Origin of the sequence: Chryseobacterium sp. S0630, from assembly GCF_024158915.1 — a bacterium.
Classification (GTDB): domain Bacteria; phylum Bacteroidota; class Bacteroidia; order Flavobacteriales; family Weeksellaceae; genus Chryseobacterium.
Window position 1 is genome coordinate 1 of record NZ_JAMZGF010000094.1, and the last position, 13,296, is coordinate 13,296.

The window sequence follows — 13,296 nt, forward strand, 5'->3', positions numbered from 1 at the left end:
AAAAAACAAATCAAAATATATAAAAATTATTTACTTTTTAACAAGAAAAACCGCCTCAGTTGTGAGACGGCTTCTTTATTGATATTTAAATCAAAAAAAATTTATTGAAAAAGCTTCACAGTTCCATCTAAATTATAAGAATTATTCCATGCTCCTATGTATGTAGTACCTAAGTTTCCTGAATTATACATCTTAGTAACCATCCTGTTAAAATTATTAGTAGGTAGGGTAAAATAAAAATATTCTGCAAAAACACCTAACTTACGAAATGGATTCGGGGCAGTATCATACTGAGAAAACTCAACTACTTTTGTAATATAAATATCTACATTATTATGTTTTTCTGTGGTAATTGCCTTCTCAACATTACCCACATTATCATAAGTAATTTTTTCTACATATGTTAAAATATAATCATTGGGATTAGCTGGATTATAAGCTGCATTAGGAAATTCAGTCAAAGCTTCTGTAAGTTTTCCAACAGTATTATAACTGTATGTAATACGCTTATCCTTCGCAGCATTAGTAACAGAAGGAATATTTAATTTAATAATTCTTCCCTGATTATCAAATTCAAAGTTTCTTTCATCAATTATACTAGTTTTATAATTTTTCATTGTAGCAGTATTACCTGTGTAGGATATTCTGGTATATGGATCATTAAAAAAAGAATCAGGATACATCTCGTTTCCAATTGAAATATATCCATTTCGTTTAAGCACCCTTCCCTCTGAGTCATATTCAAAGGTATAATTTTTATCTATTCCCGCCAGAGTAACTGAGTTCAACTTAGGGAAAGAAGCTGAAATTTTAGCGGGTCTATCTGTTATAATTTGGTGAGGAGTATCAATTTCCAAGATATCATCATCTTTAGAACAAGACGTAATGACCAATAACATGGTCATCACAAAAATTAATTTAAGTTTCATAGTATTTAGTTTTTAGTTTTATTCTTCACAAGCCCTCCAGATCGCATCATTCTGCGGAACAGGAGCTATGATTTCAATTTTTTCTTTGGTTACCGGATGAATAAATTCCAGTTTCCTTGCATGAAGATTGATTCCGCCATCAGGATTGGAACGTGGCGCTCCATATTTCAGGTCACCCTTAATCGGAACTCCAGTTTTGGATAACTGTGCTCTGATCTGATGATGTCTTCCGGTTTCGAGATCAATCTCAAGAAGAAGATAATTATCCAGTGTTTTAATCACATGATAGGTAAGAATGGCTTCTTTTGCTCCTTCTGTAGCTTTCGGAAAGACAATGGCTTTATTGTTTTTTTCGTTTTTCTTTAAATAATGAACCAGTCTTTGACTTTGCGGGATCATTTCTTTTCCTACAACCGCCCAATATGTTTTCTTCACTTCACGGTTTTTCACCATCTGCGTCAAACGGGAAAGTGCTTTGGAAGTTTTTGCATAGATCACCAGCCCTGATGTAGGACGGTCTATACGATGAACCAAGCCGAGAAAAACATTTCCCGGCTTAGCATCTCTTATTTTTATAAAATTCTTGATGGATTCTAATAGTGATTCATCTCCGGTTTTGTCACCCTGTACAAGCTGACCCACCTTTTTATTAATCACCAGAAGATGGTTGTCTTCATATATAATCTGCTCCTTCATACTTCTTCGGTCTATCTTCTTCTATTGGATAACGACAGGATAATCCCTGCCAGAAGGCCTGCAGTTTTAATACCTGAAAGCTTCCAACCCTCAGGAATAAATGCTCCGAATACACAGATAGCTGCTGCAGCATACATAGCATACACAAAATTTTTATTCGTAAGTAGCAGAGCCTGAATAAAGAAGCTCGCTCCTATCAGAACATAAAAAACTTTTCTAGAAAGTAAATGATTGATTTCCGGAGAGAACAGATTAAACCATCCTACAGCAAGACAGATCAATGCTGCTATAGATAATATTCCCTGAGTAGATTGCTGATTCTGCATAGATTAATAGCTTTCGTTTTCGTTAGGAAACTCTACACTTTTCACATCTTTTACATATTGAGCGACAGCTCCTGTAATTTCTGTGTAAAGATTAAGGTATCTTCTTAAGAATTTTGGGCTGAAACCTTTGTTCATTCCTACCATATCATGATACACCAAAACCTGTCCGTCACAATCTGCACCAGCACCGATTCCGATGGTAGGAATAGAAATACTTTCCGTTACTTTTTTAGCTAATTCTGCTGGAATTTTTTCCAATACGATTGAAAAACATCCTAATTCTTCTAAAAGTTGTGCATCAGCAATTAATTTTTCAGCTTCTGCCTCTTCTTTAGCTCTTACTTTATACGTTCCGAATTTATAGATAGACTGTGGTGTTAAACCCAAATGTCCCATTACCGGAATTCCGGCATTGATGATTTTTTTGATAGACTTGGAAATTTCTTTTCCACCTTCAATTTTCACAGCATGTGCCCCACCTTCCTTCATCATTCTTACCGCAGACTCCAATGCTTTTTCAGGATTACTCTGATAAGTTCCGAAAGGTAAATCTGCTACCACCAAAGCTCTGTCGGTTCCTCTTACCACACTTTGAGCATGATAGATCATTTGATCCAGCGTAATAGGCAATGTAGTTTCAAAACCAGCCATTACATTCGCTGCAGAGTCTCCAATCAAAATAGCATCTACTCCACCTGCATCTACCATTTTCGCCGTGGTAAAATCATAGGCTGTAAGCATTGTTATTTTCTCCTTGTCGAATTTCATTTTACGCAAGGTTTCAGTTGTAACTTTTTTAATTTCAGAGTGAACAGACATAATTTATCTATTTTTAAAAGTTAAAAAGTCGGCCTTGAGCCGACTTAAGTTTTTGTATGATTTATAAAACTACGTGACCGAGTTTCATGAGTTTGTCGTGATTTAAAATCTTGATATTTCTTCCGTCGACTTCAATCAGACTATCCTGTTTGAATTCTGAGATCAGACGGATGGCACTTTCTGTAGCGGTACCGATAATATTGGCAATTTCTTCTCTCGTTAATGAGATCTTGATAAAGCCTTCAGGATCTACTCCCAGTTTCTGTTCCAGCAGCAAAAGAATTTCTGCCAGTCTTTCTCTTACTGTTTTCTGTGCAAGGAAAGTAATGGTGTTGGAAGATTCTCCTAATTCGTATGAGATTTTCTGAAGCATTACGAAAGACAGCTGTGGATCTACCTCCAAAAGATACATGAAAATATCTGCGGGTAAGAACACACATTCAATATCTGTCATTGCTTCTGCTTTGGCCTGGAAATTTTCCCCGCAAAGCAAAGAACGATAGCCGATGATATCTCCTTCTTTGATAAATCTTAAAATTTGATCTTTACCGAACGCTCCTGATTTCGAAAGTTTGGCAGCACCTTTTTCCAGAACAAACACTCCTTTTGGAGTTTCGCCATCCTCGAAAATGGTATCATGTTTCTGAAAACTCAGTTTCTTTTTGCCATTAATGTATTTTTCAAAATCTGCGCTAGAAAGTCTTTCTTTAAATGATTTATCATTAAAAACTCTGGCGAACCTCTCTTCAATTGCTATCTGTTGTTCCTGCGGCATTTTATATGATATTTATCACAAAAATAGAACTTTTTAACACGATAAACAAAAAAATTTGTTATAATTTTGTAGTTCAATATTTTATGGGGTGAGCGAGAACTGTTTTCATTGTGGTCAAGGGATAGAAAAAGAGAGAATTTTATTTGATGAAAAGACTTTCTGTTGTAATGGATGTAAGTCTGTTTACGAGATTCTAAATTTAAATCATTTAGGCAATTTCTATGAGCTTAATAAAGGAGCCGGAATTCGTCCGAATGATGAAAATTCTTCTCAGTTTGATTACTTAGACACACCGGAAATCTTTGAGAAAGTCACTGATTTCTCTGAAGGAAGCACCAGTCTTGTTACTTTCAAAATCCCTGTCATTCACTGTTCTTCCTGTATCTGGCTATTGGAAAGCCTTCATACATTAAATAAGCACATTAAATATTCGCAGGTTAACTTCACAAGAAAGACCTTACAGATCTCCTTCAATCATAACGATCTGAAATTAAGTGAACTCGCTAAATTCTTAACCAATCTAGGATATAAACCGGTCATCAGCCTTGAAACTGCTGATAAAAATGAAGATCACCTTGACAAATCTTTATTGGTTAAATTTGCTATTGCTGCCTTTGCTTTTGGTAACGGAATGTTCCTTGCTTTTCCTGAATATATTGGAGGAGAAGATTATTGGATGGAACATTACAGAGGTTTATTCAGAACTCTGATTTTCCTTCTGGCAACACCTGTTGTATTTTATTCAGCTTCAGATTATTATAAATCGGCATGGTACGGTTTAAAAAATAAGATTGTCAATATTGATGTTCCGATTGTCTTAGGAATTTTTGTTCTATACGGAAGAAGTATCTATGAAGTAGTAACAGATTATGGACCAGGATATTTCGACACTCTTTGTGGACTTTTATTCTTCATGCTTCTCGGGAAAATTTTCCAGAAAAGAACATACAGCGCTCTGTCCTATGACAGAGATTATAAATCCTTCTACCCGATTGCCGTAACGAAAGTTGATTTCGAAGGAAAACAGGATAATATTTTACTGTCTGAAATAAAAGTGGGTGATAGAATTCTGGTTAGAAACCAGGAAATCATTCCGGTAGACGCTATCCTGATCAACGGAGAAGGAAATATAGACAACAGTTTCATCACGGGAGAAAGTGAAAGTATCAGCAAACAGCCTGGAGATAAAATTTTCGCAGGAGGGAAACAGGTAGGATCTTCTTTAGAGCTTGAAGTGATTAAAAATGTGGACCAAAGTTACTTAACTCAGCTTTGGAATAAGGAAGCATTTAAAAAACACGAAACGGGTCTTGACACTCTTACAAATAATGTCAGCAAATATTTCACATTCATTATTTTAGGTATCGCTTTAGTCGCAGGAACGTATTGGTATTTTATTGATTTAAAAATTATGTTCCAGGTTATTTCAGCCATTCTGATTATTGCATGTCCTTGTGCGCTTGCGTTATCTGCACCGTTCACTTTCGGTCACATTATGAGGATTTTAGGTCGAAATAAGTTCTATGTAAAAGATACTTTAACGATTGAAAAAATTGCTAAGCTGGACACGATTGTTTTTGATAAAACAGGAACCATTACTCACAGAAAGAAATCAAATATAAAATACGAAGGTTCCGAGATCAATGAATTTGATTCTCTGAATATTAAGACTTTATTAAAAAATTCCAACCACCCGCTTTCAAAATCATTGTACGAATTCATTGAAATGAACGATGAGTATTTCCCTGTAGAGAAATTTGTTGAAATCTCAGGAAAAGGATATGAGGCCAGTGTAAGAGGAAATCTGTATAAAATTGGTTCTGCACGCTACAATAACCAGGAGCCTAAAAACCTTGAAACAGCAGTTCACATCAGCAAAAACGGAGAATACTTAGGAAAATTCATCTTTAAAAACGAATACCGTCCGAAGCTGAAAGAACTTTTTACAAAACTTACCCACTACAAAATATTTATCCTGAGCGGAGACAATTCCTCAGAAGAAAATCAGCTTAAAGAGCTTATCCCTAATTACAAAGGAATGGCCTTTAATCAAAGCCCGGAAGACAAGTTAAACTACATAAAATCCCTTCAGGATCAGCACTTAAAAGTTGCAATGCTTGGAGACGGTCTTAATGATGCAGGTGCTTTAAAACAAAGTAATGTAGGAATTGCTATTGCTGACGATACGAACAGTTTTACCCCATCTTCTGATGTGATTATGAATGGAGATAAAGTAGTTACTCTGGACAATTACCTGAACGTTTGTAAGGGTTCTATTACCATTGTGAAAATGACATTTATAATCAGTTTTCTGTACAATATTGTTGGTTTAAGTTACGCTGTTACAGGGCATATGCATCCGCTCTTCGCTGCAATCATCATGCCAATCAGTTCGATTACGGTGGTTACCTTTACTACACTTTCAACCTGGATATTAGGTCGTAAACATTTCAAAAAACAGGCGTAAAAGCCCTTATTTAGACTGATTTTAAATTAGCTGAAATCGGCATTTCGTGATGAATGTCATTATTTTTCACTAAATTTGAACCCCGAAAATAGGTTAATTTTGTTGTCCAATGGATATTCTATATTTAATGATCCTCTGCAGTGTTTCTTTAGCTGCGATTTTCTTGGTCGTATTTATAGTGTATGCCCGAAAAGGACAGTTTGAAGATGATGAATCTCCTGCTGTCAGAATTCTTTTCGATGACGAAAAGGTCAAAGAAAATGATGAAACTGGCGACAAAAATAAAGACGAGAAAGAAATAGGAGAAAATAATAAAAATTGAGAAAAATAGTGAATAGTTGATATGGAAACACAGAAGTTTAGTTATGACAATAGTATTGTCCGTGCGTTCCTTTATGCGACCTTAGTTTTCGGTCTCATTGGATTTACGTTCGGGCTTACGGCGGCATTAATGCTTTTCTACCCGGAATTACCTGAATTCTTTTTCGGGACGGATGACACAACCATTAAAAGTTTGGCATCTGGTAATATTGAAGGGTTAATAAACACTCATGGTGCATTTGGTTTTGGTAGAATCAGAATGTTGCACACCAATACCGTAATCTTTGCATTCGTTTGTAACATCGTTTACACGGGTATTTATTACTCATTACAGAGATTATTAAAAACAAGAATGTACAGTGACACATTGTCTTGGTTACATTTCTGGACTTGGCAGTTTATGATCGTTGCTACGTTCGTTACCTTCTTTATGGGGATCAATACCTCTAAGGAATATGCTGAACACGAGTGGCCGATCGACATATTGATCGCATTCTCATGGATCATTTTTGGTATCAATATGTTCCTGACTATTTCTAAGAGAAGAGTGAGACACCTTTATGTAGCCATCTGGTTCTACATTGGTACTTGGATTGCAGTAGCAATGCTTCACATCTTCAACAACCTTGAAGTACCTTTATCTTTCACAGGCTGGAAATCTTATTCAGCATATGCAGGGGTAAAAGATGCTATTGTACAGTGGTGGTATGGACACAATGCGGTTGCATTCGTATTGACAACTCCGGTTCTAGGTTTAATGTATTACTTCCTTCCGAAGGCTGCAGACAGACCGGTATTCTCTTATAAGCTGTCTATTATTCACTTCTGGTCATTAATTTTCGTATATATCTGGGCTGGTCCTCACCACCTTCAGTATACAGCTCTTCCAGCTTGGGCTCAGGCGGTAGGAACAGGGTTCTCTATCATGCTTATTGCACCATCTTGGGGAGGTATGTTAAATGGTCTTCTTACACTAAGAGGAGCTTGGGATAAAGTAAGAGAAAATCCTATCCTTAAGTTCTTCGTAGTAGCTGTTACCTGTTATGGTATGGCAACGTTTGAAGGACCGCTTTTGGCAACTAAAAACATCAACAAAATTGGTCACTTTACAGACTGGGTTATCGGTCACGTACACTTAGGAGCTCTTGGATGGAATGGTTTCATGGCATTCGGGGTTATCTATTATTTGGTACCAATCATGTGGAGAACAAAACTTTGGTCTGTAAAATTAGCTAACTGGCATTTCTGGTTAGGTACTTTAGGAATTATTTTCTATGCAGTTCCAATGTATATTTCAGGATTTACACAAGGATTAATGTGGAAGCAATTCAACCCGGATGGAACATTATTATGGAAAAACTGGTTGGATACGGTAACGGCAATTATTCCTTACTTCAAAATGAGATTCGTAGGAGGTTTATTCTATATCTCAGGATCTATCCTAATGATTGTAAACGTAATCGCTACAGTAAGAAAAGGATCATTCCAGAAAGAAGTTCCTGCTGAAGCTCCAGCGTTGGCAAACATCAGTAAAAACAGAAAAGAAGGAGAAGGTACTCACCTTTGGCTTGAAAGAACTCCGGTATTATTAGGTATTCTATCTTTCTTTACAATATCTATCGGTAGTTCAATTGAAATTATCCCTACACTATCTCTTAAGAAAAGTGTACCTACAATTTCTGCAGTGAAGCCTTATTCACCACTTGAACTTGAAGGTAGAGATATCTATATCCGTGAAGGATGTAACGCTTGTCACTCTCAGATGATCAGACCGTTCAGAGATGAGATTACAAGATTCAACGGTAAAAACGGACAATACTCCAAAGCTGGAGAATTCGTATACGACAGACCATTCCTATGGGGTTCTAAGAGAACAGGACCGGATTTACATAGAGAAGGTGGTAAAAACCCAAGTTCTTGGCACTACAAACACATGTATAACCCAAGATCAACTTCTGCAGGTTCTATCATGCCTCGTTACCCTTGGTTAATTGCTACTGACTTAGACAGAACTAAGATGGTAGACAAGATGAAGCTGATGAAGAATGTATTCGATGTACCTTATACTAAGGCTGAAATCGATTCTGCAGATACATGGGCAAACAACCAATCGGCAAAAATTGTGAAAGATATCTTCTCTGAAGCAAATGACCTTAAGCAGGCTTATGCGAAGAGACCTCAGGGAGAATTAGAGAAAAAAGAAATTGTAGCTCTTATTTCTTATCTTCAGAGATTAGGAACTGATATCAAAACAACTGAAATCAAAACAGCAAGTAATAACTAAAAACATTAAAAGGTTCATACTATGATTCCTCAGAATTTTAAAGATATATTATCCAATACAGAAAATGCTGGTTTCTACCAGACGCTGGCTCTGATTTTCTTTATGCTGTTCTTCATCGCTTTGGTAATCTATGTTTTTAGCAGACCTAAAAAATATTACAAAGAAGAAGAAGAGGCACCTCTTGGGGATGATGAAGATGACGATTTTAATTTAAAAAATTAAACTATTTTTTATGAAACAAAGAACACCTGTTGTTATAAACATCTTAATAATAATCGGACTTTTAATAGTTTTTTATTATTTATTTGTACAGAGCTACGCGTTCCTTTCTTCACCTTACTTCTGGGGAACTGTTGTTATCGCTGGGATCCTTGCTTACATTCATGGAGCAATCGGAGACCTTATCGAGAACAACAAATTCAAGAAATTATCTCCTGAAGAAAAGGCAGCTTATTTAGCTGAAAAGAAAGTTCCTTATTTCAAAAGATTGTACCAAAGTGCATTCAAAAAGCAATCTGCTTCTGAAGAAAAGGATATCCTTATCGACCACGGTTTCGACGGAATCATGGAGTTGGATAACCAATTACCGAAATGGTGGGTAGGTTTATTCTATTTTGGGACCGCTTTTTGTATTGTATATATTGCAGCATACTCTTTCACAGACTTCGCTCACCCGTTAAGCGAATATGAAAAAGAATATAAAGAACAGTTAGCAAGTATTGAAGAATACCAAAAAACTCAGCCTCCTGTAACGATTGAAACAGCTAAATATTCAGCTGATAACATTGCAGAAGGTAAAGAATTATTCAAAACAAACTGTGCATCTTGTCACAAAGAAGACGGTAGTGGAGGTATCGGACCAAACCTTACTGATAACTACTGGATCAACCAGCCTGAGAAAACGTTATTCAAAAACGTATTCCATATGGACTGGAATGGTTCTCCTACTAACCCTGCCATGAGAGCATTCGGTAAAAACGGAGAAGTTTCAGGTGCAGAGATTGAGAAGATTGCAGCGTATGTATATCACATCAATCAGGAACAACCACCAGTGACTCAGGCTCAGGGAGGAGCAGCTCCTCAAGGAACTGAAGCACATTGGGAAAAAGAATAATTTAAAAAATTAGAAAACATATGAAAAAAACATAATTTGTTATTAGATTAAAATAGTAACGAATTATGTTTTTTCTTTTTTAAAACCTATTACATATGTCAGACATAGAAGAAATAGAAGTACGCGGCGGACAGGGACAGGTTCTGGACCCTGAGACTTACAGAGATTCTATAGGGACAATGGAGCAATCCGGAAAAAGAAGATGGGTATTTCCTAGGAAACCAAAAGGGAAATATACCAACTACAGAAACATTGTAAGTTACCTTTTATTAATTATTTATTTTGCATTACCATTCATCAAAATCAATGGCAACCCATTGTTGATGTTTAATGTAATAGACAGGGAGTTTTTCATCTTTGGACAGCCTTTCTATCCACAGGACTTCTTTATCCTTACTTTAGGTGCTATCGCCTCTTTAATCTTTATTATTGTTTTTACGATTGCATTCGGAAGAATTTTCTGCGGGTGGATTTGCCCTCAGACAATTTTTATGGAATCTATCTTCCGTAAAATCGAATATCTGATTGAAGGTGACCGAAACAAGCAGATGAAGCTGGACAGACAGGAGTGGAACAGTGAGAAGATCTGGAAAAGAAGTTTAAAATGGACTGTTTATATTATCATTTCATTGGTCATCACCCACTTTATGTTCATGTATATCGTAGGATATGAAGAGGTATTTAAGATCGTTGGCGAAGGACCATTTGCACATCCTACCAATTTTATTGTGATGATTCTTCTTACCGCAGCATTTTACTTTGTATTTGCGTGGTTCAGAGAACAGGTTTGTACATTGGTTTGTCCATACGGAAGACTTCAGGGTGTATTGATTGATAAAGATACCATCAATGTATTTTATGATTTCAAAAGAGGGGAAGGAAGATCAAAATGGAGAAAAGGTGAAGACAGAAAAGCTGCTGGCAAGGGAGATTGTATCGACTGTCATCAATGTGTAGTAGTTTGCCCAACGGGAATTGATATCAGAGATGGACAACAGCTGGAATGTATCAACTGTACCGCATGTATTGATGCCTGCGACGAAGTAATGGAAAAGGTAGGCCTTCCAAAAGGATTGATCCGATATGCTTCTGAGAATGAAATTGAAAAAGAAACTCAGTTCAAGTTTACAGGAAGAATGAAAGGTTTCTCAATATTCCTGTTCCTTCTTGTAGGATTCCTGGGATATCTTCTTTACAGCCGTGGTGAGATGGAGGCTAAATTCATCAAACCGGCAGGTAGCACATTCTTTGTAAGAGACGGTAAAATTACCAATACTTATAATTATACTTTCCTTAATAAAACGAACGAGAAAAAAATCGTTACCATCAAAGTAATAGATCCGGCACATGGTGAAATTACTTACAGTGCATCAAGTAAGATTCAGGTAGACAGAGATAAAATTTCAAAAGGGACAATTAATATCAGCTTCCCGGAAAATGATATGAAACTCTCTAAACAGAATATTACCATTGGTGTTTACGATATGAAGGGTAAATTGGTAGACTCATATCAGACCTATTTTGAAGGACCATTTAAACTGCAATTTTAATTAGAAAAAGATGAAGAACTTTAGTTGGGGACATGGTGTTGTAATTGCACTATTAGCATTCATAGTTTTTATATTATCCATGATGTTTCTTTTCCCGAACGGGCAGAAGAACTCTGAAATGGTAACCGATAATTATTACGAAGAAGAGTTGAAGTACCAGGATGTGATTGATGCTAAGAAAAAAGCAGATGATCTTCAGGAAAAACCTGTATACAGCCAGGATACTCAAGGAATAAAAATTACTTTTCCAAAAGAATATAATAACTCAAATACTACGGTAAAATTTGTTTTAAACAGAACCGACGACCAGAATTTAGACATTAAAAAATCTGTACAGCTTGATGCCAGCCAGTCTTTCACAATACCAGCACAGGTATTAAAAGTAGGAAACTACACGTTAAGATTAAGTTGGACAAAAGATAAAACAGACTACCGAATGGATTATGATGTGATATGGAAATAGGACTTATTGTATCGGCTATTGCTTTAGGCTTTGCTTCCGGTTTTCACTGTATCGGAATGTGCGGACCTATTGCTTTATCGATGGGATTAACCAAAAAACAGGCAGCCAATTTCTATCTTCAGAACCTTACTTATCAATTCGGAAGAATTTTCACCTATTCCTTATTGGGTGCACTTCTCGGAATTATCGGACAAGGATTTGAAATGGCAGGCTTTCAAAAATATCTTACCATTACTGCTGGGGTTCTTCTGATCATTATGGCTGTATTTTCATTTGGCGGAAAAGATTTTGCTTCAAAAATTCCTTTCCTATCCAAGTTTCTGTACAGCGTAAAAATGAATTTAGGAAAATTACTTCAGAAAGCAGATTACCGTTCAAGATTTACAACAGGTCTATTAAATGGCTTTTTACCGTGTGGAATGGTATATATGGCACTTACCGCCAGCCTTGCAGGAGGAGGAATATGGCAGGGAGCTTTATATATGGCTTTATTTGGTCTTGGAACCCTTCCGTTCATGTTTGCCATAGTTCTGGCCGGAAATCTCATGAATCAAGCCTTTAGAGTAAAAGTTTTAAAAGCTGTTCCGGTAATCATGATTATTTTAGGAGGATTATTCATTCTGAGAGGTCTTGAACTTGGAATACCGTATGTTTCTCCTAAGGCAGAAGCCATGACGATTGTTAAAGACCCGAACGGAGCCGTTAACTGCCATTAATTTGTATTTAAATCTACTATGAATAAAACCATCATCTTATTTCTGATAAGTCTTTTTATCCTGCAATCCTGCAGTATCAATTCTGAAATTGTCTATCATAAAGATGCTGCCTCCTCTTCTATCACAGATATCGATACAAGGGAGTTTATGGCTGAGATGATGGCTATGACACCAGATTCCTTAAAGCAGAAAGAATTTGGAGAAATGGACAGACTTCCGACTACATGGACAAGTATGTATGATCTTTCTAAAAAAGAAGGAAAATTAAAAACTGAAAATCCGGACTCCATCAGAATCATGAAAAAGGTTTTCATGAAATCCACAAAAGAAGACAACAAGCTGGCAGGATTTTCTTTTAAAATGGACCATTTTACTCCAGAAGATTATTTGGTTTTGAAAAGTTTTACAAAGACTGAAAAAATCCCTTTAGATCAAAATATATACAATAGCTGGGATGGAAAAACCCTCACTATCGATACAGAAAATTTTAATCTTAAAAGTATTGAAGAGGCTGTCAAAACCAAAAGTTCAAAGGAAGAAGCTGAGAAAGTAGCTGGTATGATGGTAATGTTTTTTAAAAAGATTGGTACAACCTTAAAATTTGAAAATAAAATAAAATCAATTTCAGGTAAACATGATTGGGTAAAACAGATTGACGACCATTCCATAAGAATAGATTATGATCTGAAAGCCATTTATGACCAGGATACAAAACTCAAAAACGCAGATAAAAAGATTATCATCGTTACGGAATAAAAGTAAAGAAGCCGTCTCATTTTCCTTGAGGCGGTTTTTGTTTATAAACTACCCATATTATTTTTTTAGGATGATTTTTT

14 protein-coding genes are annotated in these 13,296 nt (G+C 36.1%); 9 read left to right on the plus strand and 5 right to left on the minus strand.

Annotated features, from left to right (window positions below; genetic code table 11):
• Positions 1-101: 101 nt before the first annotated feature.
• The 5 genes from NK356_RS23330 to NK356_RS23350 form a co-directional block, all read right to left on the minus strand.
• Positions 102-929: a hypothetical protein gene (locus tag NK356_RS23330; protein WP_253318180.1), complete on the minus strand. Its 828-nt coding sequence runs from the start codon at positions 927-929 to the stop codon at positions 102-104.
• Positions 930-947: 18 nt separating this feature from the next.
• A complete protein-coding gene (locus tag NK356_RS23335; protein WP_034692590.1) occupies positions 948-1,625 on the minus strand; it encodes an RluA family pseudouridine synthase in 678 nt (225 codons plus the stop codon).
• A gap of 11 nt (positions 1,626-1,636) precedes the next feature.
• Complete coding sequence (locus NK356_RS23340; protein WP_253318181.1) at positions 1,637-1,951, minus strand: hypothetical protein; 315 nt, start codon at positions 1,949-1,951, stop codon at positions 1,637-1,639.
• Positions 1,952-1,954: 3 nt separating this feature from the next.
• A complete protein-coding gene (gene panB, locus NK356_RS23345) occupies positions 1,955-2,770 on the minus strand; it encodes a 3-methyl-2-oxobutanoate hydroxymethyltransferase (protein ID WP_253318182.1) in 816 nt (271 codons plus the stop codon).
• Between the two features lie 61 nt (positions 2,771-2,831).
• The gene (locus tag NK356_RS23350; protein ID WP_034692595.1) at positions 2,832-3,545 is read right to left on the minus strand and encodes a Crp/Fnr family transcriptional regulator; all 714 of its coding nucleotides are present in this window, start codon (positions 3,543-3,545) and stop codon (positions 2,832-2,834) included.
• Between the two features lie 88 nt (positions 3,546-3,633).
• Between NK356_RS23350 and NK356_RS23355 the strand changes: the two genes are divergently transcribed.
• The 9 genes from NK356_RS23355 to NK356_RS23395 all read left to right on the plus strand — a co-directional run bounded on the left by NK356_RS23355 (position 3,634) and on the right by NK356_RS23395 (position 13,216).
• Complete coding sequence (locus NK356_RS23355) at positions 3,634-6,012, plus strand: heavy metal translocating P-type ATPase metal-binding domain-containing protein (RefSeq protein ID WP_034692597.1); 2,379 nt, start codon at positions 3,634-3,636, stop codon at positions 6,010-6,012.
• 109 nt (positions 6,013-6,121) lie between these two features.
• The gene (gene ccoS / locus NK356_RS23360; RefSeq protein WP_034692599.1) at positions 6,122-6,334 is read left to right on the plus strand and encodes a cbb3-type cytochrome oxidase assembly protein CcoS; all 213 of its coding nucleotides are present in this window, start codon (positions 6,122-6,124) and stop codon (positions 6,332-6,334) included.
• Between the two features lie 21 nt (positions 6,335-6,355).
• Positions 6,356-8,617: a cytochrome-c oxidase, cbb3-type subunit I gene (gene ccoN, locus NK356_RS23365; RefSeq protein WP_034692602.1), complete on the plus strand. Its 2,262-nt coding sequence runs from the start codon at positions 6,356-6,358 to the stop codon at positions 8,615-8,617.
• Between the two features lie 21 nt (positions 8,618-8,638).
• Positions 8,639-8,839, plus strand: a complete 201-nt coding sequence (locus tag NK356_RS23370; protein ID WP_002983870.1) for a cbb3-type cytochrome c oxidase subunit 3 — start codon at positions 8,639-8,641, stop codon at positions 8,837-8,839.
• A 10-nt stretch (positions 8,840-8,849) separates the two neighbouring features.
• On the plus strand, positions 8,850-9,731 hold the full coding sequence (locus NK356_RS23375) for a cbb3-type cytochrome c oxidase N-terminal domain-containing protein (protein ID WP_079243485.1): 882 nt from the start codon (positions 8,850-8,852) through the stop codon (positions 9,729-9,731).
• A gap of 95 nt (positions 9,732-9,826) precedes the next feature.
• Positions 9,827-11,281, plus strand: coding sequence for a cytochrome c oxidase accessory protein CcoG (gene ccoG, locus NK356_RS23380; protein WP_034692608.1), 1,455 nt, complete (start codon positions 9,827-9,829; stop codon positions 11,279-11,281).
• Between the two features lie 10 nt (positions 11,282-11,291).
• Complete coding sequence (locus tag NK356_RS23385; protein WP_034692611.1) at positions 11,292-11,744, plus strand: FixH family protein; 453 nt, start codon at positions 11,292-11,294, stop codon at positions 11,742-11,744.
• Complete coding sequence (locus NK356_RS23390) at positions 11,735-12,460, plus strand: sulfite exporter TauE/SafE family protein (protein ID WP_253318183.1); 726 nt, start codon at positions 11,735-11,737, stop codon at positions 12,458-12,460. The genes NK356_RS23385 and NK356_RS23390 overlap by 10 nt, the downstream gene beginning before the upstream one ends.
• Before the next feature lie 18 nt (positions 12,461-12,478).
• The gene (locus NK356_RS23395; RefSeq protein ID WP_034692615.1) at positions 12,479-13,216 is read left to right on the plus strand and encodes a hypothetical protein; all 738 of its coding nucleotides are present in this window, start codon (positions 12,479-12,481) and stop codon (positions 13,214-13,216) included.
• Positions 13,217-13,296: the final 80 nt, after the last annotated feature.

Excerpts from the sequence above, each read along its gene's own strand:
- NK356_RS23335 (WP_034692590.1), bottom strand. The coding sequence starts at position 1,625 with ATGAAGGAGCAGATTATATATGAAGACAACCATCTTCTGGTGATTAAT.
- NK356_RS23370 (WP_002983870.1), top strand. The coding sequence starts at position 8,639 with ATGATTCCTCAGAATTTTAAAGATATATTATCCAATACAGAAAATGCT.
- ccoN (WP_034692602.1), top strand. The coding sequence starts at position 6,356 with ATGGAAACACAGAAGTTTAGTTATGACAATAGTATTGTCCGTGCGTTC.
- ccoG (WP_034692608.1), top strand. The coding sequence starts at position 9,827 with ATGTCAGACATAGAAGAAATAGAAGTACGCGGCGGACAGGGACAGGTT.
- ccoS (WP_034692599.1), top strand. The coding sequence starts at position 6,122 with ATGGATATTCTATATTTAATGATCCTCTGCAGTGTTTCTTTAGCTGCG.
- NK356_RS23390 (WP_253318183.1), top strand. The coding sequence starts at position 11,735 with ATGGAAATAGGACTTATTGTATCGGCTATTGCTTTAGGCTTTGCTTCC.
- NK356_RS23340 (WP_253318181.1), bottom strand. The coding sequence starts at position 1,951 with ATGCAGAATCAGCAATCTACTCAGGGAATATTATCTATAGCAGCATTG.
- NK356_RS23385 (WP_034692611.1), top strand. The coding sequence starts at position 11,292 with ATGAAGAACTTTAGTTGGGGACATGGTGTTGTAATTGCACTATTAGCA.
- NK356_RS23375 (WP_079243485.1), top strand. The coding sequence starts at position 8,850 with ATGAAACAAAGAACACCTGTTGTTATAAACATCTTAATAATAATCGGA.
- NK356_RS23350 (WP_034692595.1), bottom strand. The coding sequence starts at position 3,545 with ATGCCGCAGGAACAACAGATAGCAATTGAAGAGAGGTTCGCCAGAGTT.
- NK356_RS23395 (WP_034692615.1), top strand. The coding sequence starts at position 12,479 with ATGAATAAAACCATCATCTTATTTCTGATAAGTCTTTTTATCCTGCAA.
- panB (WP_253318182.1), bottom strand. The coding sequence starts at position 2,770 with ATGTCTGTTCACTCTGAAATTAAAAAAGTTACAACTGAAACCTTGCGT.
- NK356_RS23330 (WP_253318180.1), bottom strand. The coding sequence starts at position 929 with ATGAAACTTAAATTAATTTTTGTGATGACCATGTTATTGGTCATTACG.